General features: G+C 72.6%; 22 protein-coding genes. 10 read left to right on the plus strand and 12 right to left on the minus strand.

The annotated features are described in order from the left end of the window. The first annotated feature begins 55 nt into the window (after positions 1–55). Both ACTYVM_RS28250 and ACTYVM_RS28255 read left to right on the plus strand, forming a co-directional pair. Positions 56–433 carry a helix-turn-helix domain-containing protein gene (locus ACTYVM_RS28250; protein ID WP_400026642.1) on the plus strand — a complete coding sequence of 126 codons (378 nt, stop codon included), beginning with the start codon at positions 56–58 and terminating at the stop codon, positions 431–433. 212 nt (positions 434–645) lie between these two features. Then, entirely contained in the window at positions 646–1,131 is a 486-nt protein-coding gene (locus ACTYVM_RS28255) for a hypothetical protein (protein WP_445528661.1), read from the plus strand. 12 nt (positions 1,132–1,143) lie between these two features. Here the strand turns inward: ACTYVM_RS28255 and ACTYVM_RS28260 are convergent, their stop codons facing one another. Further along, entirely contained in the window at positions 1,144–1,989 is an 846-nt protein-coding gene (locus ACTYVM_RS28260; protein ID WP_445528662.1) for an Fpg/Nei family DNA glycosylase, read from the minus strand. 128 nt (positions 1,990–2,117) lie between these two features. Continuing rightward, on the minus strand, positions 2,118–7,079 hold the full coding sequence (locus ACTYVM_RS28265; RefSeq protein WP_445528663.1) for an ATP-dependent helicase: 4,962 nt from the start codon (positions 7,077–7,079) through the stop codon (positions 2,118–2,120). A 110-nt stretch (positions 7,080–7,189) separates the two neighbouring features. On the opposite strand from ACTYVM_RS28265, the gene ACTYVM_RS28270 reads away from it, so the two are divergent. From ACTYVM_RS28270 to ACTYVM_RS28280, 3 genes are read left to right on the plus strand one after another with little or no spacing between them, the layout of a single operon-like run. Next, positions 7,190–8,155: an AraC family transcriptional regulator gene (locus ACTYVM_RS28270; RefSeq protein ID WP_445528664.1), complete on the plus strand. Its 966-nt coding sequence runs from the start codon at positions 7,190–7,192 to the stop codon at positions 8,153–8,155. Continuing rightward, on the plus strand, positions 8,056–8,802 hold the full coding sequence (locus ACTYVM_RS28275; RefSeq protein WP_445528665.1) for an AzlC family ABC transporter permease: 747 nt from the start codon (positions 8,056–8,058) through the stop codon (positions 8,800–8,802). The genes ACTYVM_RS28270 and ACTYVM_RS28275 overlap by 100 nt, the downstream gene beginning before the upstream one ends. Further along, on the plus strand, positions 8,799–9,107 hold the full coding sequence (locus ACTYVM_RS28280) for an AzlD domain-containing protein (protein WP_445528666.1): 309 nt from the start codon (positions 8,799–8,801) through the stop codon (positions 9,105–9,107). The genes ACTYVM_RS28275 and ACTYVM_RS28280 overlap by 4 nt, the downstream gene beginning before the upstream one ends. A gap of 32 nt (positions 9,108–9,139) precedes the next feature. Here the strand turns inward: ACTYVM_RS28280 and ACTYVM_RS28285 are convergent, their stop codons facing one another. Next, complete coding sequence (locus ACTYVM_RS28285) at positions 9,140–10,084, minus strand: hypothetical protein (protein ID WP_445528667.1); 945 nt, start codon at positions 10,082–10,084, stop codon at positions 9,140–9,142. Positions 10,085–10,164: 80 nt separating this feature from the next. Between ACTYVM_RS28285 and ACTYVM_RS28290 the strand changes: the two genes are divergently transcribed. Both ACTYVM_RS28290 and ACTYVM_RS28295 read left to right on the plus strand, forming a co-directional pair. Further along, positions 10,165–10,359 carry a DUF3046 domain-containing protein gene (locus tag ACTYVM_RS28290; protein ID WP_392308744.1) on the plus strand — a complete coding sequence of 65 codons (195 nt, stop codon included), beginning with the start codon at positions 10,165–10,167 and terminating at the stop codon, positions 10,357–10,359. A gap of 60 nt (positions 10,360–10,419) precedes the next feature. Continuing rightward, on the plus strand, positions 10,420–11,685 hold the full coding sequence (locus tag ACTYVM_RS28295; protein ID WP_445528668.1) for an AI-2E family transporter: 1,266 nt from the start codon (positions 10,420–10,422) through the stop codon (positions 11,683–11,685). Here the strand turns inward: ACTYVM_RS28295 and ACTYVM_RS28300 are convergent. After that, the gene (locus tag ACTYVM_RS28300; RefSeq protein WP_445528669.1) at positions 11,674–12,456 is read right to left on the minus strand and encodes a phosphotransferase family protein; all 783 of its coding nucleotides are present in this window, start codon (positions 12,454–12,456) and stop codon (positions 11,674–11,676) included. The two genes, ACTYVM_RS28295 and ACTYVM_RS28300, sit on opposite strands and share 12 nt — an antisense overlap. Before the next feature lie 454 nt (positions 12,457–12,910). Here ACTYVM_RS28300 and recA point away from each other — a divergent pair, with 454 nt between their 5' ends. Further along, complete coding sequence (gene recA, locus ACTYVM_RS28305; RefSeq protein WP_445528670.1) at positions 12,911–14,026, plus strand: recombinase RecA; 1,116 nt, start codon at positions 12,911–12,913, stop codon at positions 14,024–14,026. Positions 14,027–14,029: 3 nt separating this feature from the next. Beyond that, positions 14,030–14,869, plus strand: coding sequence for a recombination regulator RecX (gene recX / locus ACTYVM_RS28310; protein ID WP_445528671.1), 840 nt, complete (start codon positions 14,030–14,032; stop codon positions 14,867–14,869). A 131-nt stretch (positions 14,870–15,000) separates the two neighbouring features. Here recX and ACTYVM_RS28315 read toward each other — a convergent pair whose 3' ends face one another. The 8 genes from ACTYVM_RS28315 to ACTYVM_RS28350 form a co-directional block, all read right to left on the minus strand. Next, positions 15,001–15,423, minus strand: coding sequence for a rhodanese-like domain-containing protein (locus ACTYVM_RS28315; RefSeq protein ID WP_445528672.1), 423 nt, complete (start codon positions 15,421–15,423; stop codon positions 15,001–15,003). Beyond that, positions 15,420–15,986 carry a cupin domain-containing protein gene (locus ACTYVM_RS28320; protein WP_445528673.1) on the minus strand — a complete coding sequence of 189 codons (567 nt, stop codon included), beginning with the start codon at positions 15,984–15,986 and terminating at the stop codon, positions 15,420–15,422. Before ACTYVM_RS28320 ends, ACTYVM_RS28315 begins: the two co-directional genes overlap by 4 nt. Positions 15,987–16,168: 182 nt before the next feature. After that, complete coding sequence (locus tag ACTYVM_RS28325; RefSeq protein ID WP_445528674.1) at positions 16,169–16,333, minus strand: putative leader peptide; 165 nt, start codon at positions 16,331–16,333, stop codon at positions 16,169–16,171. A gap of 12 nt (positions 16,334–16,345) precedes the next feature. Continuing rightward, positions 16,346–17,947 (minus strand): FAD-dependent monooxygenase, encoded by a 1,602-nt coding sequence (locus ACTYVM_RS28330; RefSeq protein ID WP_445528675.1) that lies wholly within the window; start codon positions 17,945–17,947, stop codon positions 16,346–16,348. Between the two features lie 278 nt (positions 17,948–18,225). Beyond that, on the minus strand, positions 18,226–19,131 hold the full coding sequence (locus ACTYVM_RS28335; RefSeq protein WP_445528676.1) for an amino acid ABC transporter permease: 906 nt from the start codon (positions 19,129–19,131) through the stop codon (positions 18,226–18,228). Beyond that, the gene (locus ACTYVM_RS28340) at positions 19,128–19,748 is read right to left on the minus strand and encodes an amino acid ABC transporter permease (protein WP_225075944.1); all 621 of its coding nucleotides are present in this window, start codon (positions 19,746–19,748) and stop codon (positions 19,128–19,130) included. Before ACTYVM_RS28340 ends, ACTYVM_RS28335 begins: the two co-directional genes overlap by 4 nt. Before the next feature lie 176 nt (positions 19,749–19,924). Then, a complete protein-coding gene (locus tag ACTYVM_RS28345) occupies positions 19,925–20,764 on the minus strand; it encodes a glutamate ABC transporter substrate-binding protein (protein WP_445528677.1) in 840 nt (279 codons plus the stop codon). A 98-nt stretch (positions 20,765–20,862) separates the two neighbouring features. Further along, complete coding sequence (locus ACTYVM_RS28350; protein WP_445528678.1) at positions 20,863–21,639, minus strand: amino acid ABC transporter ATP-binding protein; 777 nt, start codon at positions 21,637–21,639, stop codon at positions 20,863–20,865. Between the two features lie 284 nt (positions 21,640–21,923). Between ACTYVM_RS28350 and ACTYVM_RS28355 the strand changes: the two genes are divergently transcribed. Next, complete coding sequence (locus ACTYVM_RS28355; RefSeq protein ID WP_445528679.1) at positions 21,924–22,610, plus strand: response regulator transcription factor; 687 nt, start codon at positions 21,924–21,926, stop codon at positions 22,608–22,610. The last annotated feature ends 3 nt before the right edge of the window (positions 22,611–22,613 follow it).

A 22,613-nucleotide genomic window follows, 5' to 3' on the forward strand; every position in this document is an offset into this window, starting at 1 on the left:
GCGGTACGGTGGGGCGTGAAGGATGCGGCTACGCGGTCCGAGGAGGGAGCCACCGATGATTCTGCTCCGTCGCCTGCTGGGTGACGTGCTGCGTCGGCAGCGCCAGCGCCAGGGCCGTACTCTGCGCGAAGTCTCCTCGTCCGCCCGAGTCTCGCTCGGCTATCTATCCGAGGTGGAGCGGGGGCAGAAGGAGGCTTCCTCCGAGCTGCTCGCCGCCATCTGCGACGCGCTGGACGTACGGATGTCCGAGCTCATGCGGGAAGTGAGCGACGAGCTCGCCCTCGCCGAGCTGGCCCAGTCTGCTGCGGCCACCGAGCCCGTGCCCACGCCGGTTCGCCCGATGCTGGGTTCCGTGTCGGTGACCGGTGTGCAGCCGGAACGGGTGACCATCAAGGCGCCCGCCGCCGAGGCGGTGGACGTGGTCGCCGCGTGACCTGTCGCACGCGCGCGTGAACCGACGCACACGTGAGTGAGGCCCCGGCCGGGGCTTCTCCGGGGGGACCTGGAGGGGCACGGCCGGGGCTTTCACCTTGTACGGGGGTTTACGGCGGGTCGCGCCGCGCCCGTTTGCCGGTGCCGGGTGGGGCCGCCATCGTGGAGGCCAGTGCGGCGGTCCGCCGTCGGCTGGAGGTGACGGTGGGTGCGATGGCGGGGCCGATAGTGCGCTGGGGGGCCGCTCTGGGGTTCGGCGCGGTGTGGTGGTGGGCGGTGCTGCGGCTGCTGTCGGGCCAGGCGGGGGTGCTGGAGGGGGCCGTCACGGCCGGGGGATGGGGGCTGAGCCTGCTGCCCGTGCACTGCGTGCCCAAGGAGAGGCCCGGGGAGAGGCACAGGGAGAGGCTCAAGAAGCGCACCCGGGGCCGTACGGGGTCGCAGGAAGAGCTGGACGGTTCGGATGACGAGGCGGACGAGGAGTCGGTCGAGGGGCCGCCGGTCGAGGGACCGGGCACGGGGGTGGACGCGGGGCATGAGGCGTCGGCGCTCGCGGACGGCGGTGGAGTGCCGTTTCCCGCCTCCGGGGGGTGGCCGTACGGTGCCTTCGGGGGGTCGCCCTCCGCCGACGGGAAGTGGCCGTTCGGCACCGCGACGGCATCGCCGTCCGACCGTTCGGAGGAGGAACCGGGCCCGTCGTGAAGGACGGGCCGGTCAACCGGTGGTGCGGTGGTAGCGGTTCCGCCACTTCTGCGCGGTGCCCGGCGGTGGCGCGGGGCCCGTCTGGCAGCTCGGACACCAGTACGTGGGCCGCTCCTGGGAGCCGTCGCCCTGGTCGGCGACCCGGACGGAGGTGCCGCAGCGCAGACAGGGGCGGGGTGCCCGGCCGTACACGAACAGGTCATGGCCTCGCAGGCCGGTGGTCCGGCGGACCACGCGGTCGCGGTTGGCCTCCAGAAGCTTCTTGGCCAGGGCGGGCAGCATCGCGGCGCGGTCGCCGGGCAGGGCGCCGACCGGCAGCCACGGGGTCACGCCGAGCAGGAAGCACAGCTCGCTCTTGTAGACGTTGCCGATGCCGGCGAGATTGCGCTGGTCGAGCAGGGCCTCGCCGAGCGGGCGCCCCGGGTCGGCCAGGAGGTTGGCCAGCGCCAGGTCGGGGTCCCAGTCGGGGCCGAGGAGGTCCGGGCCGAGGTGGGCGACGGTGCGGTCCTCCTCCGAGGTGCGCAGCAGCTCCAGGACCTGGAGGCGGTAGCCGACGGCCGCGCGGTCGGCGGTGGCGAGGACGGCTCGGATCTGGTGGCCGGGGCCGCCCTTCCAGCGCTCGCCGGTGGCGTACACCTTCCAGGCGCCTTCCATCAGCAGGTGCGAGTGCAGCGTCAGACCGCCCTCGAACCGGGTGAGCAGGTGCTTGCCGCGGGAGACGGTGTCCAGGACCGTCCTGCCGGTGAGGTCGACCGTGGCGTACTTCGGCACCCGGAAGTCGCTGCGGGCCAGCACCTCGCCCGCGAGGGCGTCGCGCAGCCGCCTCGCGGTCTGCCAGACCGTGTCGCCTTCGGGCATGGGTCAAGGGTGACACGCGCGGGTGGGTGACCATGCAGCGCTGGGCGACCACGTACCGGTGGGGGGGTGACCATGTATTGGGGGTGACGACGTAGGGGTGCGCGTGCGCGTGGCAGCCGCTGCCCGGATCACGCGCGCAGGCGCAGGCCGCGCGGGGTCGCTATGAAGCCCGCGCTCTCCAGGAGGGCGCCGATGGGGGAGGTCAGGGCCGAGGCGCCGTTGACCCGCTCCACCGTGACCGTGCCAAGCGAGCCCGCGCGGGCGGCCGCCGCGAGCGCCTCGGCGGCCTCCCGCAGGCGCGGGTCCTCACCGGCGGTGCCGTCCGCGTCGGCCGGCCAGGCCAGCAGCGTCTTGCCGCCGCGCTCCATGTACAGCGCCAGTTCGCCGTCGACGAGCACCACCAGGGAGCCGGCCTTGCGGCCCGGCTTGTGCCCCGCGCCGGTCGGCGGCTCGGGCCAGGGCAGGGCGGCGCCGTAGGCGTTCGCGGGGTCGGCGGCGGCGAGGACGACCCCTCTGGTCCCGGCGGAGGCGGTACTGCCACGGCGGCCACCGAAGCCGTTGCCGTACGGGAAGGCCTGCCCGCCGCCCCTCGGGCCGCCTTGGCCCGGTGAGGCGAGGTCCCGGGGAGAGACGTAGTCACCGGGGGCCGGGCGGCCGGAGTCCAGCCAGTCGGTGGGACCGCCGGAGGCCGGCCAGTCGGCGTCACCGCCGAATTCGCCGCCGTCCCCGCCGCCGAGTTCGGCGGCGGGGAAGCCGGGGTCGACACCACCGGGGACCCGGGAACCGTCGGGGGAGCCGAAGCCGTCGGGACCGCCGCCCCCGGAGACCGCGCCGGGTAGGCCCTCGCCCCGTTCACGGGCGTTCGCCACCGCGCGCAACCGGTCCACCGCGCCGTCCATCGCGAACTGCGCGGCACCCAGTCCCTCCACCACATAGCCCCGCCGGGCCTGGCCGCTGTCCTCGAAGGCGGACAGGACCCGGTACACCGCCGAGAAGCCGCCCTCCACGCCCTCCGCCGCCACCGCGCCCCGCGTGACCACGCCGTGCCGGTCCAGGAGCGTACGGGCCAGGGCGTGCGCGCGCACGGTGGGGTCCGGGTCGCGGACCGGCAGCAGCGACCAGCGGCCGGCGACGGTCGGCGGGCCGCTGCGGGACGCCGTGCGGGCGGCGGCCGTCAGCGATCCGTAACGTCCGCGCGGGACCGCGCGCTTGGCCCGGTGCGCGGTGGAACCCGCGGTGCGGCCCGAGCCCAGCAGGGAGCGCATCGGGGCGAGCGTGTCGTTGGTGAGCCGTCCGGACCACGCCAGGTCCCACAGCGCATCGGCCAGTTGGGGATCGGTGGCCCCGGGATGGGTGGTCGCGCGGACCTGGTCGGCGATCTGACGGAAGAACAGGCCGTATCCGCCGGACAGGGCGTCCAGGACCGACTGGTGGAGTGCGGTCAACTCCAGTGGGTGCGGGGGCGGCAGGAGCAGCGGGGCCGTGTCCGCCAGGTACAGGGAGACCCAGCCGTCCTTCCCGGGCAGCGCGCCCGCGCCCGCCCACACCACCTCGCCGGCCGCGGTGAGCTCATCCAACATCGACGGGGTGAAGTCCGCGACCCGGGACGGCAGGACCAGCTTCTCCAGCGCGGAGGCGGGCACGGACGCGCCCTGCACCTGCTCGACGGCGCGCACCAGCCCGTCGATGCCCCGCAGGCCGTGCCCCTTGCCGACGTGCTGCCACTGGGGCAGGAACTGCGCGAGCGCGGCCGGCGGCACCGGCTCCAACTCGTGCCGCAGCGCGGCCAGCGAACGCCGGCGCAGCCGACGCAGCACGGTCGCGTCGCACCACTCCTGGCCGATGCCCGCCGGGTGGAACTCGCCCTGTACGACGCGGCCGCCCGCGGCGAGCCGCTGGAGCGCGCCCTCGGTGACCGCCACGCCCAGGCCGAAGCGGGCCGCGGCCGCCGCCGACGTGAACGGGCCGTGGGTGCGGGCATAGCGCGCCAGGAGGTCGCCCAGGGGGTCCTTCACCGGCTCGGTGAACGCCTCCGGGACGCCCACCGGCAGTGCGGTGCCGAGCGCGTCGCGCAGCCGGCCCGCGTCCTCGATCGCGGCCCAGTGGTCGGCTCCCGCGATCCGGACCCGGATGGCCCGGCGGGCTCCGGCCAGCTCCTGAGCCCAGCCCGGCTCGGCGCCCCGCTCGGCCAGCTCGGCCTCCGAGAGCGGACCGAGCAGCCGCAGGACGTCGGCGACACCTTCGACGTCCTTCACCCGGCGGTCCTCGGTCAGCCACTGCAGCTCGCGCTCCAGCTCCCCCAGCACCTCGGCGTCGAGCAGTTCGCGCAGCTCCGCCTGGCCCAGCAGCTCGGACAGCAGCCGCGAGTCCAGCGACAGCGCGGCGGCGCGCCGCTCGGCGAGCGGCGAGTCACCCTCGTACAGGAACTGGGCGACGTACCCGAACAGCAGCGAACGGGCGAAGGGGGACGGCTCGGGGGTGGTGACCTCGACCAGGCGCACCCTGCGCGACTCGACGTCGCCCATCAGCTCGACCAGGCCCGGCACGTCGAAGACGTCCTGGAGGCATTCGCGGACCGCCTCGAGGACGATCGGGAACGAGCCGAACTCGCTCGCCACCTGGAGCAGTTGGGCGGCGCGCTGGCGCTGCTGCCACAGCGGGGTGCGCTTGCCCGGGTTGCGGCGCGGCAGCAGCAGCGCGCGGGCGGCGCACTCGCGGAAGCGGGAGGCGAACAGGGCCGAGCCACCGACCTGGTCGGTGACCATCTGGTCGACCTCGCCCTTGTCGAAGGTGACGTCCGCGGCTCCGACGGGCGCCTGCTCCGCGTCGTACTCCAGGCCGGCCCTCGTCGGCTCCTGGTCGAGCAGGTCCAGGCCCATCAGATCGGCGTCGGGCAGGCGCAGCACGATGCCGTCGTCGGCGTGCATCACCTGCGCGTCCATGCCGTACCGCTCGGACAGGCGGGCACCGAGCGCCAGCGCCCAGGGGGCGTGCACCTGGGCGCCGAAGGGGGAGTGCACCACGACGCGCCAGTCGCCCAGCTCGTCGCGGAAGCGCTCCACGACGATCGTCCGGTCGTCGGGGACGTGCCCGCAGGCCGCGCGCTGCTCCTCCAGGTACGACAGGACGTTGTCCGCGGCCCACGCGTCGAGGCCGGCGGCCAGCAGACGCAGCCGGGCGTCCTCCTGGGGCAGGGAACCCACCTCGCGCAGGAAAGCGCCCACCGCGCGGCCCAGCTCCAGCGGGCGGCCCAGCTGGTCGCCCTTCCAGAACGGCAGCCGGCCCGGCACGCCCGGCGCGGGCGAGACCAGGACCCGGTCGCGCGTGATGTCCTCGATGCGCCAGGAGCTCGTGCCGAGCGTGAAGACGTCGCCGACCCGGGACTCGTAGACCATCTCCTCGTCCAGCTCGCCGACCCGGCCACCGCCCTTCTTGGGGTCCGAGCCGGCCAGGAACACCCCGAACAGCCCGCGGTCGGGGATCGTGCCCCCGGAGGTGACGGCGAGGCGCTGCGCGCCGGGGCGGCCGGTGATCGTGCCCGCGACGCGGTCCCACACCACGCGTGGGCGCAGCTCCACGAACGCGTCGGACGGGTAGCGGCCGGCGAGCATGTCCAGGACGGCGGTGAACGCCGACTCCGGCAGGGAGGCGAACGGCGCCGCCCGGCGGACCAGGGCGAGCAGGTCGTCGAGCTGCCAGGTGTCCATCGCCGTCATCGCCACGAGCTGCTGGGCGAGGACGTCCAGCGGGTTGGCGGGCACCTTGAGGGACTCGATGGACCCGGAGCGCATCCGCTCGGTGACCACCGCGGCCTGGACCAGGTCGCCGCGGTACTTCGGGAAGACCACGCCGGTGGAGACCGCGCCGACCTGGTGTCCCGCGCGGCCGACCCGCTGCAGCCCGGAGGCCACCGACGGCGGGGACTCCACCTGGACGACGAGGTCCACGGCGCCCATGTCGATGCCCAGCTCCAGGCTGGAGGTGGCGACCACCGCGGGGAGCCGGCCCGCCTTCAGGTCCTCCTCGACCAGCGCGCGCTGCTCCTTGGACACCGAGCCGTGGTGCGCGCGGGCGATGACCGGCGGCGCGCCCTGCGCCGCGCCGGAGCCGCCCATCAGCTCGGCGGGGGAGTGGTGCTCGTCCAGGGGCTCGCCGGTCGCCCGCTCGTAGGCGATCTCGTTGAGCCGGTTGCACAGGCGCTCGGCGAGCCGGCGGGAGTTGGCGAACACGATCGTCGAGCGGTGGGCCTGGACCAGGTCGGTGATCCGCTCCTCGACATGCGGCCAGATCGACGGCCGCTCCGCCCCCTCACCGCCGTCGGCGACGGGTGAACCGCCCAGTTCGCCCAGGTCCTCGACGGGCACGACCACCGACAGGTCGAACTCCTTGCCGGACTCCGGCTGGACGATCTCCACCTTGCGGCGGGGCGACAGATAGCGGGCGATCTCGTCGACCGGGCGGACCGTCGCGGACAGGCCGATGCGGCGGGCGGGCCTGGGCAGCAGCTCGTCCAGGCGCTCCAGGGACAGCGCGAGGTGCGCGCCGCGCTTGGTGCCGGCCACCGCGTGCACCTCGTCCAGGATCACCGTCTCCACGCCGGTCAGCGCGTCCCGGGTGGCCGAGGTCAGCATCAGGAACAGCGACTCGGGCGTGGTGATCAGGATGTCCGGCGGGCGGGTGGAGAGGGCGCGGCGCTCGGCCGCCGGGGTGTCGCCGGAGCGGATGCCGACCTTCACCTCCGGCTCGGGAAGGCCGCGGCGGACGGACTCCTGGCGGATGCCGGTCAGCGGGCTGCGCAGATTGCGCTCCACGTCCACGGCGAGGGCCTTGAGCGGGGACACGTACAGCACCCGGCAGCGCTTCCTCGGATCGGCCGGGGGCGGGGTGGAAGCGAGCTGGTCGAGCGCGGCGAGGAAGGCGGCCAGGGTTTTGCCGGAGCCGGTCGGGGCGACCACCAGCACGTCCGCACCCTCGCCGATGGCCTGCCACGCCCCCGCCTGGGCGGCGGTGGGCGCGGAGAAGGCCCCCGTGAACCAGCCACGGGTCGCGGGGGAGAAGCCCTCAAGGGCCCGGTGTGCGTCGCTGACCATGAGTCCATCGTGCACCCGGCCACTGACAACGCCCGCTGACCTGGGCGTGCCCGGACACCCGGGGCGGCCCCACCCTCGCGCGGCGGTGCCGACGACGGAGAATCGGGGGCATGGCGGCAGCGGGTGAGGAACGGGCGCGGCACTGGCGGTACGAGGAACTGCCCGGTGTCGATCTGCTGCGGGCCCGCTACGTCCGCAAGGAGTTCGTGCGGCACACCCACGAGCACTTCGTGATCGCCGCCGTCGTCGAGGGCGTCGAGGTCTTCCACCACGGAGGGTCCGACCAGTACGCGGGGCCGGGGGCGCTGGCGCTGGTCAATCCCGACACACCGCACACCGGGCGGGCGGCGGTGCCCGAGGGATGGCGGTACGGCGCGGTGTATCCGCGGCCGGAGCTGGTCGCCGAGATCGCCGCGGAGACCACGGGCATTCGCGGGACGCCGGGATTCGTCCGCCCCGTGCTCGACGATCCGTACGCTGTCGGGCTGGTCCACCAGGTGCTGCGGGCCGCGGACGAGGGGAACGCGCTGGCCGCCGACACCCTGCTGCGGGTCGCCGTGACGCGGTTGCTGCGGCTCAACGGCGGGGCGCTGCCGCAGCGGGAGACACAGACGGCGGGGGCCCGCATCGCGGCACGCGCGCGTGCCGTCCTGGAGGAGCGGATGGCCGAGCCGCCGAGCCTGGCAGGACTGGCGGCCGACCTGGGCAGCAGTCCGTTCGCGCTGCTGCGGGCGTTCCGCGGCGCCTACGGAATGCCGCCGCACACCTGGCTCACCGACGCCCGGGTGCGCCGGGCCAGGCGGCTGCTGGACGCGGGCGCCGCCCCCTCCCAGGCCGCGGTCGCCGTCGGCTTCACCGACCAGTCGCACCTGAGCCGGCACTTCTCCCGGATCGTGGGCGTGCCCCCGGGGGCCTACCAGCGCGAGCGCAAGAACGTACAAGACGACAGGTCCCGGCTCTTCCTACCCTCGACGCTGTGGCAGAACAGACAGCTCTCGCAGACATGCGCGCCGACGACGGAGGAAAGCCCGACGCCGCCGTCGTACGGGACGCCCTGGGGGTCGGGGTCGCCGTAGGACTGTCCGGGTTCGCCTTCGGGGTGACCTCGGCGGGCAGCGGGCTCACGGTCTGGCAGACGTGCGCGCTCAGCCTGCTGGTGTTCACCGGGGCCTCCCAGTTCGCGCTGGTGGGGGCGCTGGCGGCCGGAGGCAACCCGTTCACGGCGGCCGCGGGCGCCTTCTTCCTCGGCGTGCGCAACGCCTTCTACGGGCTGCGCCTGTCGCAGCTGCTGGCCCTTCCGCGCGCGGTGCGGCCGCTCGCGGCCCAGTGGGTCATCGACGAGACCACCGCGGTGACGCTGGCCCAGCCCACGCGGCGCGGCGCGCGGATCGGCTTCACCGTCACCGGGGTCACCCTGTACGTGCTGTGGAACCTCACCACGCTGCTGGGCGCGCTGGGTGCCAAGGCCCTCGGCGACACCGACGCGTGGGGCCTGGACGCGGCCGGGCCGGCCGTGTTCCTGGCGCTGCTGGCGCCGATGCTGAAGACCGCGACCGAGCGGGCCGTCGCCGTGCTGGCCGTCCTGCTCGGGCTCGGACTGCTGCCCGTGCTGCCGGCCGGGGTGCCGGTCCTGGCGGCCGCGCTCGCCGCGCCGGCCGTGCTGTACCTGCGAGGCCGCCGCGGGAGCGGCGCCCGTGACGACGTTCGAGAGGGAGATCGTTGAACATCTGGATCGCGGTGGCGGTGACCGCTGTCGGCTGCTACGCCGTCAAGCTGGCCGGGCTGCTCGTTCCGGCGGGTGCCCTGGAGCGGCCGCTGGTGAGGCGGCTCGCCGCGTTGCTGCCCGTCGCGCTGCTGGCCGCGCTCACCGCCCAGCAGACGTTCGCCGACGGGCACACGCTGGTGCTGGACGCGCGGGCGGCCGGGCTCGCGGCCGCCGCCGTGGCGCTGCTGCTGCGGGCGCCGTTCCTGGTCGTGGTCGGGGCGGCCGTGGCGGTGACGGCGGGGGTGCGGGCCCTGACCGGGTGAGCTGGTGGGGCAGGGCGTCTGCCGGTGGAGGCTCAGCCGATCGTCCGGCCGTGGGCCCTGAGGGTGCGCAGCGCCTCGATCGTGACCATGGGACGTGCCTCCAGCGCGGGGGCCGGAGCCCACTGGCGCCAGGTGACCGGCCAGCCGCCGTCCTGCTGCTGGCGGGCGGCCAGGTGATCCAGCGAGCGGTTCATCTCCTCGTCCGTGAACCACGCGTGCGCCAGGGAGCCGGGCGTGCGCGCGTAGTCGTGCGGGAAGTGGTGCTCCCCGGGGGCGTAGCCCGGTGCGACCGGGTAGGCCTCCGGCCGCTCCGGGTCCAGCACCACCAGGCGCCGCTCGCGCACCAGGCGGCCGAGCCGGTCGGCGGCCGCACGCGCGCGCGTGCGGTCGGGTGCCGAGTCCAGGAAGGTGATGGCCGCCTCGACCTCGTAGGGGTGGGAGGTCTCCAGGGACTCGACCCGCTGCCAGCAGAAGTCGGTGGCCCGGAACAGCCAGGCGTGCCACACCTCGTTGCGGTGCAGCAGACCCACCGCCGGCCCGGTGGCCAGGAGGTCGCTCGGCGGGTCGTCCACGATCGGCACGAAGGGGGCCGACGGATAGCCGCGCTGGCCGGGACGGACCGCGGGCAGCGCACCGTCGGGAGTGGAGACTGAGGTCAGATAGCGGCACACGCGCTCCACCCGCTGTCCGCCGCAGCGGCCGACGGTGTCCAGCACGTACAGCGCGTGCGTGGTGTGCAGCGGCTGGCTGACAGGGCCGCGCAGATCGGGCTCCAGCGCGTGGCCGTACCCGCCGTCCTCGTTGCGGTAGGCGTCCAGCGCGGTCTCCACCGGATCCGGGCCGCCGTTCAGGAAGTGGTACGCGAACAGTCGCTGCTCCAGCACGCGCGCGGTGAGCCACACGAAGTGCTCGGCGCGGAACAGCGGGGAGGACGCCGGGGGCGGCGGGGGAGAAGGGGGAGCTCCGGTCTCGGCCATGCGTCAGACCGTAGGGCGGAAAGCGGTCTCCCCAGGTGGCCCCGGAACGAGGTCACCCGCAGGGGCGGGATACTGGGATCATGCGGTTGACGGTCTTCTGGGAGCGGATGGCGGAGCACTTCGGCGCGGGGTACGCCGACACCTTCGCGCGCGACCACGTGATGTCGGAGCTTGGCGGGCGCACGGTGCACGAGGCGCTGGCGGCCGGCTGGGACGCGAAGGACGTGTGGCGCGTGGTGTGCCAGGTCATGAACGTTCCGCGGGAGAGGCGCTGACCGGCCCCGAGGACCGCGGGCCGGTGCCGGGCTGTCGGTGGCGTCGGCGAGACTTGCACCGTGGCACCCACTGACGAGACCGGGCAGACGGCCCCGCACGCATCCCCTTTCGCTACGACGCCGCCTCCCCGGTCTCCGGGACCGGCCCGGGGGGCCGCCGGACCGGCCGAGGGAGTTGCCGAGGGTGCCGCCGGACCGGGCGACCGCATGCCCCGCTGGCTGCCGCGGGCCATGGTGCTCGCGATCGGCCTCGTCGCCGCCTTCCAGCTCGGCAGCTGGGCCTTCCACCAGCTGATCGGCCTGCTCCTCAACGTCCTCATCGCGTTCTTCCTGGCCCTCGCCGTCGAGCCCGCGGTCAGCCGCATGGCCGCCCGCGGGATGCGGCGGGGGCTCGCGACCTTCCTGGTCTTCCTCGGTCTGACGATCGCGTCGGCGGGCTTCGTGACGCTGCTCGGCTCGATGCTCGCCGGCCAGATCATCAAGATGGTCGAGGGCTTCCCGGAGTACCTCGACTCCGTCATCAACTGGGTCAACACCACGTTCCACACCGAGCTCAGACGGGTGGACGTGCAGGAGGGCCTGCTCCACTCCGACTGGCTGCGCACGTACGCGCAGAACAGCGCCGCGGGTGTGCTCGACGTGTCCGCCCAGGTGCTCGGGGGCCTGTTCCGGCTGCTGACCATCGCGCTGTTCTCGTTCTACTTCGCCGCCGACGGTCCCCGGCTGCGCCGCACCGTCTGCTCCCTGCTGCCGCCTGCCCGCCAGGCGGAGGTGCTGCGCGCGTGGGAGATAGCCGTCGACAAGACCGGCGGCTATCTGTACTCGCGCGGCCTGATGGCGCTCGTCTCCGGGATCGCCCACTACGTCCTGCTCCAGGCGCTGGGAGTGCCGTACGCGCTCGTGCTCGCTGTCTGGGTGGGCCTGGTCTCGCAGTTCATCCCCACCATCGGGACCTATCTCGCGGGCGCCTTGCCGATGCTGATCGGCTTCACGGTCGACCCCTGGTACGCGCTGTGGGTGCTGGTCTTCGTGGTGGTCTACCAGCAGTTCGAGAACTACATGCTGCAACCCAAGCTGACCGCGAGGACCGTGGACATCCACCCCGCGGTCGCCTTCGGCTCGGTCATCGCAGGCACCGCCCTGCTCGGCGCGGTGGGCGCGCTGATCGCCATTCCCGCGGTCGCCACCCTCCAGGCCTTCCTGGGCGCCTACGTGAAGCGGTACGCCGTCACGGACGACCCCCGCGTCCACGGCCACCGCGGTCGCGGCCCGGTCCCGGGCCTACTCGCCCGCGCACGCCGCCTGTGGCGGGGTTCAGGCCAGTAGATCCAGCAACCGGCCGGCCTGGCGTTCCGCGGTGCCGACGGGGTTGCGAGGATGCTCGGGATCGTCGCCGGCCAGCAGAAACAGCCAGATCAGGGCGAGTAGCCGACGGCATGTCCGCAAGCGCGCTGCCTCCGCCGGGGAAAGATCGAACCGGTCCAGGAATGTCGGGACATCAAGCGGGTGCTCCACCCAGCTCCCCACGTGCTCGGTGATCTCCGCCAACTCAAAGGCGCGATCACTGCGGCCAGAGTCCTCGAAATCGACGACCTGGACCCGGGAGCCGTCCCAGAGATAGTTGGCCAGATTGCCGTCACCAGGGCCGAAGACCGGTGGAACCCCAGCGGGAGTGCCGGCTTTCAAGCCCGATCGGGCAAGCCACGACAACCCGGCCTCCATGGCCTGCCTCACCAGGCCGCCGGCCCGAGGACGTGCTGTCCCGGCCCAGATGTCGAGGTGGCCGATCACTTCGCCTTGGTGTCCGGGCCTGAGGGGGATCTTGGTGATGATGTCGGACGGCACGGCGGAGTGCAAAGCGGTCACCGCCTCGGCCAGCGCCTTGATCTTCTCGTCCCCCACCGCAGCTCCGCGGAGGGGAACACCGGCGAGGCGCGACATCACCACGACAGGCTCGGATGCTGCCAGGTCCGCCTTCCGGGGATCCGGAGCCAGCCCAGGAGCGTGCATGGCGAGGAGCGTAAGCGCTCGCCACTCGCGCTCGGCACGACCGTCGTCCCCCTTCGCGAACCGCTTGATCACGTTGTCAGCGGTCAACTCGATCGTATGGGTGCCCCATCGGCCAGAACTCATGAGACGAGATCCTGCCAGGATCAGGAGTCACTGTCTGTGATGGCGGCTTTCGCGACCCCGGCCCGCAGGTCCGGAGCGTGGCGCCGCCTGCGTTCACCGTCGTGCCAGTGCGGCCAGAAGGCTGTGACGCGATCCCCGTCGCCTCGGGCTCGGCGTCCAGAAGGGTCAAGCGGTCCCACTCCAGTCCCGACGCGTAGCGGATCTGACCTCCGGCGCCGGCGTCGCGCTTGACACGAAAATCGAACATCCATTCTTATGGGAGCTCCGGCGAGGGTCGGCGGCAGGGATTTCGCCCCGGTTTGAGGGGGGATGTGCCTGAGTTGTCCACAGGCCGGATGTGCGTCGGGGCGCATTGTCAGTGGCAGGCGTTAGCGTCTTTGACGTGAAGCGATCGACTCAAGCAAACCGGGTGGAACCCATGGCAGGAACCGACCGCGAGAAGGCGCTCGACGCCGCGCTCGCACAGATTGAACGACAATTCGGCAAGGGCGCGGTCATGCGCATGGGCGAGCGGTCGATGGAGCCGATCGAGGTCATCCCGACCGGGTCGACCGCGCTCGACGTGGCCCTTGGCGTCGGCGGCCTGCCGCGCGGCCGTGTCGTGGAGATCTACGGACCGGAGTCCTCCGGCAAGACGACCCTGACCCTGCACGCGGTGGCGAACGCGCAGAAGGCGGGCGGCCAGGTCGCGTTCGTGGACGCGGAGCACGCCCTCGACCCCGAGTACGCGAAGAAGCTCGGCGTCGACATCGACAACCTGATCCTCTCCCAGCCGGACAACGGCGAGCAGGCCCTGGAGATCGTGGACATGCTGGTCCGCTCCGGCGCCCTCGACCTCATCGTCATCGACTCCGTCGCCGCGCTCGTCCCGCGCGCGGAGATCGAGGGCGAGATGGGCGACAGCCACGTGGGCCTCCAGGCCCGGCTGATGAGCCAGGCGCTGCGCAAGATCACCAGCGCGCTCAACCAGTCCAAGACCACCGCGATCTTCATCAACCAGCTCCGCGAGAAGATCGGCGTGATGTTCGGCTCCCCGGAGACCACGACCGGTGGCCGGGCGCTGAAGTTCTACGCCTCGGTGCGCATCGACATCCGCCGTATCGAGACCCTGAAGGACGGTACGGAGGCGGTCGGCAACCGGACCCGTTGCAAGGTCGTCAAGAACAAGGTCGCGCCGCCCTTCAAGCAGGCCGAGTTCGACATCCTCTACGGCCAGGGCATCAGCCGCGAGGGCGGTCTGATCGACATGGGCGTGGAGCACGGCTTCGTCCGCAAGGCCGGCGCCTGGTACACGTACGAGGGCGACCAGCTAGGCCAGGGCAAGGAGAACGCGCGCAACTTCCTCAAGGACAACCCCGACCTGGCCAACGAGATCGAGAAGAAGATCAAGGAGAAGCTGGGCGTCGGCGTGCGGCCGGAGGAGCCGTCCACGGAGCCGGGCGCGGACGCCGCGGTCACCACCGCCGCGGGCGACACGGCCAAGGCGGCGCCCGCCAAGGCCACCAAGCCCAAGGCCGCCTCGGCCAAGAGCTGACCCGTGACACGGCGAACCGACTGGGCCGAGTACGAGTACGAGCACGCGTACGAGCACGCCGCCTTCGGTGCCCCACGGGGGAGGGGCACCGGGGATGACCTCGACTCGGGCACGGACGGAGACGGCATACACGGGGATGCCGAGCCGGACGGCGGTGTGCCTCGGGGCGACGGAGGACAGCGGCGTGCGGGCGGCCCACCCGCGGGTGGTGCGCGCCGAGGCGGCTCGCGTGACGGCGGGCCGCACGGTGGACGCGGGCGTCGTCGGCGCGGCTTCGGCGAGGCGTCCGCCGAGGACGGGGGCACCGCCTCCTTGCCGAGGGAAGGGCAGGGGGAGCCTCCGGGGGGCCCGGTGGAGCGGGCGCGCGCCCTCTGCCTGCGCCTGCTCACCGGGACCCCGCGCACCCGCAAGCAGCTCGCGGACGCCCTGCGCAAGCGGGAGATTCCGGACGAGGCGGCGGAGGAGGTCCTGTCGAGGTTCGAGGAGGTCGGGCTGATCGACGACAGTGCGTTCGCGGACGCCTGGGTGGAGTCCCGGCACCACGGGCGTGGACTGGCCCGGCGCGCCCTCGCCCGGGAGCTGCGGACCAAGGGCGTCGACGCGGCACTGGTCGACGAGGCGGTCGGCCGGCTCGACGCCGAGCAGGAGGAGGCCACCGCGCGCGAGCTCGTCGCCCGCAAGCTGCGTTCCACCCGCGGCCTCGACCGCGACAAGCGACTGCGCCGCCTCGCCGGGATGCTCGCCCGCAAGGGCTACTCCGAGGGCCTGGCCCTGCGCGTGGTCCGGCAGGCGCTGGAGGAGGAGGGCGAGGACACGGACTTCCTGGCCGACGAGGGGTACTGAGCCGGCGTCCGCCTCGCGACCGGCGAGGGCAGGAGCGAACACCCGCGGGCAGGCACGAACACACAAGGGTGCGCGGGCCTGGCGTGTGCTTCCCGCGCTTCCCGTGACCCCCGCGCTTCCCGCGATTTCCTCTACGCCGACTGAGCGCGGCCGTCCCACGGTGTCACCGGCAGCCCGGCCGAGCGCCATGCCTGGAAGCCGTCCACCAGGTCGGTCGCCCGGAGCAGCCCCAGTTGGTGCAGGGACGCGGCCGCGAGACTCGACGCGTAGCCCTCGTTGCAGACGACGACCACGCGCAGGTCGTGGCCGGTGGCCTCGGGGACGCGGTGGCTGCCCAGGGGATCCAGCCGCCACTCCAGCTCGTTGCGCTCCACGACGAGGGCGCCCGGGATCAGGCCGTCCCTCGCGCGCAGCGCGGAGTAACGGATGTCCACCAGGAGGGCGTCGCCGGCCCGGGCGGCCGCGTACGCCTCGCGTGCCTCGACGCGTTCGTAGCCCTGGCGGACCCGTTCCAGCAACGCGTCGATTCCGACGGGGGGTTGTGGTGTGCTCACTGCCAGTCCTCCGGGCGCTCGACCTGCTCCAGGCGCAGCGTCTGACCGGTGCGACTGTAGCGGCGGATGCGGGGCAGCGGCGGGTGGTAGGCGTGCACGGAGACGGCGTGTCGGTCGGTGGACTCGTTGAGCACCTCGTGCACGTGGTGGCGGCCGAAGGAGCGGCCCCGCCCGGCCGGGAGCCGCCGTTCACGGTCCACCCCGTCGGTGAGTTCGAGGGACTTCCAGCCGTCGGTGGGCAGCCGGGCCGCGAGCGAGTTCTCCTTCAACTCGCCCGCCGCGGTGAGGAAGGCGCCGGCCGAGTCCGCGTGGTCGTGCCACCCGGTGCCGGTGCCGGGCGGCCAGCCGATCAGCCAGGCCTCGCTGCCGCCGGGCCCGTCCAGGCGCACCCAGGTGCGGCCCTCCGGATCGAGCGGAAGCGAGGCGATCAGGTCGGCGTCGGCGGCGGTGCGCCGCACGAAGTCGAGGAGTTCCGCCTGCGTAGGCCCCTGCGCGGAGGGCGCGGACGGCGTGGAAGCGGCGGGAGAGGACTCGGCGGGGGAGAGGCCGGAAGCGGAGGACATGGGGGCGGAGGACCCGGAAGCGGAGGACCCGAGGGGCGAGGCAGACACGTACACCGTCCTGAAGAGCATTCGCGGAGGGCGCGCGGCGGCACGGGATACGGACGGACGTACGCATGTGTGGACGTACGAGCGTACGGGCGTGTGCGGGTCGGGCGGCGCGCGCCGGGGGAGGGGAGGCGAGTTCAACAGGCCGGACGACACACGCAGCCCGCATAGCGGACGAGGTCCATGTGGACCCTCCGCCACAGGCGCACATCGGTGTCGGTCACGTTCCGGAGTAGACCACGGGGGTGCGGACCGGTCAACTCGCCGTAGGCCCTGTGGACCGCACCGCGCGTGCGGTCCACAGGGCTCCGCGATCAGCGCGCGCCCGTCTCGGCACGGTCCTCGGCATGTACGGCGCCGCCCAGTGCGGTCTCCGCCGCGGTGTACAGGTCGGCGGGGCGCACCCCGCTCAGCGCGGTGACCAGGTGCCCGTCCGGCCGCACCAGGAGGACGGTGTGGGGAGCGGCGCCCGGGTAGCTCTCGGCGACCAGCAGTTCGGCGGGGTGCGGCAGCGCGGTCACCGCGGCGGCCAGCCGGGGCATGATGCCGGCGCCCACCCAGTGCCGGCGCTCCCACACACCGGTGCCCGGCGCGATCAGCACCACGAGCAGCGCCCCCCGGCCCAGCCGGTTTCTCAGCTGCACGAAGGAGCCGTCCTCCGCGGTCACCACCACGTCGGCGACCGGGGCACCGGCCGGCGTGTCCACGACGGCCGCCCCGTCGAGGGGCGGCGGTGCGAGCGGCGAGTCCGCGTACACCCCCGGCGCGCCCAGCGAGCCGTCTCCCAGATGGCCGTCCATCAGCAGGGCATCGTGTCCACGGCCGGACCCGGGCACCAGGGACCGCAGTCCGCTGCCCCCGCGCAGCACCGGCAGCAACTGGTCGGCGGCGCGCAGCCGGGCGGCGACGACCACGCGCCGCTCGCTCTGGTAGCTGTCCAACAGCGCCTCGTGCGGCCCGTGGTGCCAGGCGGGCGCCAGCTTCCAGGCGAGGTTGTCGGCGTCCCGCAGGCCCTCGTCAAGACCCTGGGTGCCGAGCGTGCCCAGCAGGTGCGCCGCGTCCCCGGCGAGGAAGACCCGCCCGGCGCGCCAGCGGCGGGCCACCCGGTGGTGGACCGTGTGGACCCCGGTGTCCAGGAGTTCGTACGCCGGCGAGGGCTCGCCGGTCCAGCCGATGAGGGTCTCCCGGATGCGCGCGAGCAGCAGTTCGGGCGTGACCAGGTCCTTGCCGGGCGGCAGCAGCCAGTCCAGCCGCCACACGTCGTCCGGGAGCGGGCGGGCGGCGATCTCCCCGGCGAAGGGGCCGGTCGTCCGCCACGGCGGCAGCCGGTGGAGGAACGCTTCGCCGGGCCGGGGAAGCTCGGTGCGCACCGCGGCGACGGCGTGCCGCTCGACGGCCGTACGGCCGGGGAAGCGGATGTCCTGGAGCTTGCGCACGGTCGACCGCGGGCCGTCGCAGCCGACCAGGTAACTTCCGCGCCACCACGTGCTGTTCGGGCCGCGGGTATGGACGGTGACCCCCGCGGGCTCCTGCTCCATGCCGTCGAGCCGGCTGTCCACGGCGAGTTCGACCAGCGGTTCGCGGGCGGCGGCGGCGCGCAGGGCGCCGGTCAGGACGTGCTGGGCGATGTGCAGCGGCGCGGGTCCGACGTCGTCGAAGGCGATCTCGCGCATCACCTGTTTGCGCCGCAACGACCGCCATCCGGCCCAACGGAGCCCGGCCCCGCCGAGCGGCACACCGGCCAGGCGCTCCACGAGCGCGGCGGTGTCCTCGCGCAGGACGACCGTGCGCGCGGCGCGCGGCGCGTCCGTGCCGGATCCCTCGTCGAGCACGACGGACGGCACCTCCTGACGCGCCAGTGCCAGGGCGAGCGTGAGCCCGACGGGCCCCGCTCCGACAACGATCACCGGGTCCACGGCGCGGCGCCCCCTGCCAGCAGTGGTGTCCTGGGGGTCACAGGTGAACAGGAAGCCGGAGCACGGTGCACGATCACAGAACGTATGCAACAGACTGGGCGCCAGCCGGTCAAGCGGGACGCACGCCGGTGCTCCAGGTGCGCGGTGGCGTGCGCCGCGCGGCGGCTCGCGAGCGCGGCCGACCGCCGTGCTCCTTCTCGGTCCCGGACGCCGGCGGGGGTACGGCGGCACCGACCACCACACCCCCGACGGGTCCCTCGAAGCCGCCTGAGCGGCCGTCAGATCGAGCCGCCCGCACCCGTTCCGTGGGTGCCGCCGACCTGGGCCGGGTTGACCTCCTCATCGTCCACGGCGAGGACGACGCCGGTGCTCCGCTTGCTGCGGCGCAGCCTGCGCTCGAGCCAGCTCGCGAAGCTGGTGAGGGCGAAGTTGAGCAGGACGAAGATGATGGCCACCACGATGAAGCTGGCGACGACGTTGGCGTAGTTGGCCGCGAGCGTGCTGCGGGAGTTCAGCAGTTCGGTGAAGCCGAGCATCACGCCGCCCAGCGCGGTGTCCTTCACGATGACGACCAGCTGGCTGACGATGGCCGGCAGCATGACGGTGACCGCCTGCGGGAGCAGGATGCCGGTCATCGTCTGGCCCTTGCGCAGTCCGATCGCGTAGGCGGCCTCCGTCTGCCCCTTGGGGAGGGCCAGGATGCCGGCCCGTACGACCTCGGCGAGAACCGAGGCGTTGTAGAGCACCAGGCCGGTGACGACCGCGTAGAGGGGGCGCTCCTCGCTGGCGATGCCCGTGGAGCGGACGTAGAACTCGTTGGCGAACAGCATCAGCAGCAGTACCGGGATCGCCCGGAAGAACTCGACCACCGCGCCGGCTGGAACGCGGATCCACCGGTGGTCGGACAGCCTGGCAATGCCGAAGGCCGCGCCCAGCGGAAGGGCGATGACCATGGCGAGCGCCGCGGCCTTCAGGGTGTTGCCGAGGCCGGGCAGCAGGTACGTCGTCCAGGCGGCGGAGGTGGTGAAGGGCTGCCACAGGGCCCACTTGAGCTGGCCCTTGTCGTTCATCGTCGACCAGATCCACCACACGAGCAGTGCGAGCAGGGCGACGAAGACGACGGAGAGGATCACATTGCGCCGCTTGGCCCGGGGGCCGGGGGCGTCGTAGAGCACGGAACTCATCGCTTCACCGCCAGTCGCTTGCCGAGCCAGCCGAGGAAGAGGCCGACGGGCAGGGTCAGGACCACGAACCCGAGGGCGAAGACGGCGCCGATGGCAAGCGTCTGGGCCTCGTTCTCGATCATCGTCTTCATCAGGTAGGAGGCCTCGGCCACACCGATCGCGGCCGCCACGGTCGTGTTCTTGGTCAGTGCGATCAGTACGTTGGCCAGCGGTCCGATCACCGCGCGGAACGCCTGCGGCAGCACGACGAGCCGCAGGGACTGGCTGAAGTTGAGCCCGATCGCGCGCGCCGCCTCCGCCTGCCCGACCGGCACGGTGTTGATGCCGGAGCGCAGCGCCTCGCAGACGAACGCCGCGTGGTAGGCGGCGAGCCCGAGCACCGCCAGCCGGAAGCCCTGGATCTTGAAGTCGGACGCGCCCATCGTCACCCCGAAGATGTCGGCGAGGCCGAGGGAGGTGAAGACGATGAGCACGGTCAGGGGGATGTTCCGGAAGATGTTGACGTAGGCGGTGCCGAAGCCGCGCATCAACGGAACCGGGCTGACCCGCATCGCGGCCAGCAGGGTGCCCCAGACCAGCGAGCCCAGGGCGGAGAGGACGGTGAGTTTCACCGTCATCCAGAACGCCCCTAGGGCGTCGTAACCTTGAAGAAAATCGAACACGATCTCCCGCGCTTCCGGGTGTGTGGCGTACGAGGAGGGCGTGGCGCGCCGCCGCCGTGAGCGCGGCAGGTGGCGGCGCGCCCGGGGAACCCTGCGAGGCCTGCGGATCCCTGCTTACCGGACGAGCCGGGTCACTTGACGATGTCGCCGATCTTCGGCGCGGGCTCGTTCTTGTAGTTCGCCGGGCCGAGGTTCTTCTTGACCGCGGTGTCCCACGAACCGTCGCTGACCATCTTCTCGAGCGCGGAGTTGATCTTGTCCACGGTCGCGGTGTCGCCCTTCTTGACACCGATGCCGTAGTTCTCGTTGCTCAGCTTGAGCCCGGCGAGCTTGAACTGGCCCTTGTACTTGTCCTGGGAGGCGAAGCCCGCGAGGATCGAGTCGTCGGTGGTCACCGCGTCGACGGCACCGCTCTGCAGGCCGGCGATGCACTCCGAGTAGCCCGCGTTCTCCTTCAGGTTGGCCTTCGGAGCGATCGACTTCTGCACGTTCTGCGCCGAGGTGGAGCCGGTCACGGAACACAGCTTCTTGCCGTTGAGGTCCGTGCCCTTGGAGATGTTCGAGTCGGACTTGACCAGCAGGTCCTGATGGGCCAGCAGGTACGGGCCGGCGAAGTCGACCTTCTGCTTGCGCTCGTCGTTGATCGAGTACGTGGCCACGATGAACTTCACGTCGCCGCGGGCCAGCGCGTTCTCACGGTCGGCGCTCTTGGTCTCGACCCACTCGATCTGGTCGGCCTTGTAGCCGAGTTCCTTGGCCACGTAGGTGGCCACGTCCACGTCGAAACCGGCGTAGGAGCCGTCGGGCTGCTTCAGGCCCAGGCCGGGCTGGTCGAACTTGATGCCGACCTTGATCTTGCCGCCACCGCCCGACGATCCCTCGTCCTTCTTGTCGTTCGAGCCGCACGCCGTCGCCGAGAGGGCGAGGGCGAGAACGACGGCCGAGGCGGCGGTGGCCTTGCGGAGCTTCATGTGAACTTCCTTCGGTGTTGAGGAGATGAGAAGCCGTCGGGACGGCGACGGCACGATCACGGGCCGGTGGCGCACGGCGTCACCGGCGGGCCGCCGCGTCAGTGGTGCAGGATCTTCGACAGGAAGTCCCTGGCCCGGTCGCTGCGCGGGTTGCTGAAGAACTGGTCGGGCGCAGCCTGTTCGATGATCCGGCCGTCGGCCATGAAGACCACCCGGTTTGCAGCCGATCGGGCGAATCCCATCTCGTGGGTGACGACGACCATCGTCATACCGTCCCGGGCGAGTTGCTGCATGACCTCCAGCACCTCGTTGATCATCTCCGGGTCCAGCGCCGAGGTCGGCTCGTCGAACAGCATGACCTTCGGGTCCATGGCCAGCGCCCGCGCGATGGCCACGCGCTGCTGCTGGCCGCCGGAGAGCTGCGCGGGGTACTTGTCGGCCTGCGCGCCCACTCCGACCCGGTCGAGCAGCTCCCGGGCCCGCTCCTCGGCCTTCCTCCGGTCCGTGCGGCGGACCTTGACCTGGCCGAGCATCACGTTCTCGAGCACGGTCTTGTGCGCGAAGAGGTTGAAGGACTGGAAGACCATGCCGACGTCGGCGCGCAGCCGGGCCAGCTCCTTGCCCTCCTGGGGCAGCGGCTTGCCGTCGATCGCGATGCTGCCCGAGTCGATGGTCTCCAGACGGTTGATGGTGCGGCACAGAGTGGACTTCCCGGACCCGGAGGGCCCGATGACCACGACGACCTCGCCGCGGGTGATCGTCAACTCGATGTCCTGGAGCACGTGCAACGCGCCGAAGTGCTTGTTGACGCTCTTCAGGACGACCAGATCGGCGGTCGAGGCCACGTCTTCCTTGGCCATCGATACTTCGGTCATCGCTTTCAGGCTCCGTCCTCCTCGGTTTCGGGGGACAGTAACGACCGATGAGACCAGCGTCACCACATCTGAGGGAGATCTGAGCATCACGATCCGGTAGCGGCCGGGCACGTCACGTAGCGCGGCCGGGCGGGGCACGTACCGGCTGGATAACGACACTGGGTGTGCAACCGGAACCCTCTTGACGCCGTCCGCGTCCATCGGCGTCACTGCCATGGTGCACGCGCGCGTGCACGATGTGTACACGCCGTGACCGTACGAACCATGAACCGGAGGGGGCCGGAATGCGACTGCTCCTCGTCGAGGACGACAACCACGTCGCCGCCGCCCTGTCCGCGGTGCTGGCACGGCACGGGTTCGACGTCACCCACGCCCGCAGCGGCGAGGAGGCCCTCCAGGCGCTCGTCCCCGAGAGCGCCTGCTTCAGCGTGGTCCTGCTCGACCTGGGCCTGCCCGACCAGGACGGCTACGAGGTCTGCGCCAGGATCCGCAAGCGCACCAGCACCCCGGTGATCATGGTCACCGCCCGCGCCGACGTCCGCTCCCGCATCCACGGCCTCAACCTCGGCGCCGACGACTACGTGGTGAAGCCCTACGACACCGGGGAACTGCTCGCCCGGATCCACGCCGTCAGCCGCCGCACCGTGCACGAGGACGCGGGCGCCAGCGGCGACAGCACGCTGCGCCTGGGCGCGGTGCACATCGAACTGCCCACCCGGCAGGTCAGCGTGGACGGCACGGTCGTCCAGCTCACCCGCAAGGAGTTCGACCTGCTCGCGCTGCTCGCCCAGCGCCCCGGGGTGGTCTTCCGGCGGGAGCAGATCATCAGCGAGGTGTGGCAGACCAGTTGGGAGGGCACCGGACGGACCCTGGAGGTGCACGTCGCCTCCCTGCGCTCCAAGCTGCGCACGCCGGCGCTCATCGAGACCGTGCGCGGCGTCGGTTACCGCCTCGTCGCCCCGGCGGCCTAGCGG

Source organism: Streptomyces cyslabdanicus, assembly GCF_052663305.1.

What these genes read in the sequence shown, in the direction of transcription:
- ACTYVM_RS28320 (WP_445528673.1), bottom strand. Translation starts at nt 15,986, where the DNA reads ATGTCCTCCGCTTCCGGCCTCTCCCCCGCCGAGTCCTCTCCCGCCGCT.
- recA (WP_445528670.1), top strand. Translation starts at nt 12,911, where the DNA reads ATGGCAGGAACCGACCGCGAGAAGGCGCTCGACGCCGCGCTCGCACAG.
- ACTYVM_RS28255 (WP_445528661.1), top strand. Translation starts at nt 646, where the DNA reads ATGGCGGGGCCGATAGTGCGCTGGGGGGCCGCTCTGGGGTTCGGCGCG.
- ACTYVM_RS28285 (WP_445528667.1), bottom strand. Translation starts at nt 10,084, where the DNA reads ATGGCCGAGACCGGAGCTCCCCCTTCTCCCCCGCCGCCCCCGGCGTCC.
- ACTYVM_RS28345 (WP_445528677.1), bottom strand. Translation starts at nt 20,764, where the DNA reads ATGAAGCTCCGCAAGGCCACCGCCGCCTCGGCCGTCGTTCTCGCCCTC.
- ACTYVM_RS28340 (WP_225075944.1), bottom strand. Translation starts at nt 19,748, where the DNA reads ATGACGGTGAAACTCACCGTCCTCTCCGCCCTGGGCTCGCTGGTCTGG.
- ACTYVM_RS28335 (WP_445528676.1), bottom strand. Translation starts at nt 19,131, where the DNA reads ATGAGTTCCGTGCTCTACGACGCCCCCGGCCCCCGGGCCAAGCGGCGC.
- ACTYVM_RS28350 (WP_445528678.1), bottom strand. Translation starts at nt 21,639, where the DNA reads ATGACCGAAGTATCGATGGCCAAGGAAGACGTGGCCTCGACCGCCGAT.
- ACTYVM_RS28355 (WP_445528679.1), top strand. Translation starts at nt 21,924, where the DNA reads ATGCGACTGCTCCTCGTCGAGGACGACAACCACGTCGCCGCCGCCCTG.
- ACTYVM_RS28260 (WP_445528662.1), bottom strand. Translation starts at nt 1,989, where the DNA reads ATGCCCGAAGGCGACACGGTCTGGCAGACCGCGAGGCGGCTGCGCGAC.
- ACTYVM_RS28290 (WP_392308744.1), top strand. Translation starts at nt 10,165, where the DNA reads ATGCGGTTGACGGTCTTCTGGGAGCGGATGGCGGAGCACTTCGGCGCG.
- ACTYVM_RS28265 (WP_445528663.1), bottom strand. Translation starts at nt 7,079, where the DNA reads ATGGTCAGCGACGCACACCGGGCCCTTGAGGGCTTCTCCCCCGCGACC.
- ACTYVM_RS28270 (WP_445528664.1), top strand. Translation starts at nt 7,190, where the DNA reads ATGGCGGCAGCGGGTGAGGAACGGGCGCGGCACTGGCGGTACGAGGAA.
- ACTYVM_RS28250 (WP_400026642.1), top strand. Translation starts at nt 56, where the DNA reads ATGATTCTGCTCCGTCGCCTGCTGGGTGACGTGCTGCGTCGGCAGCGC.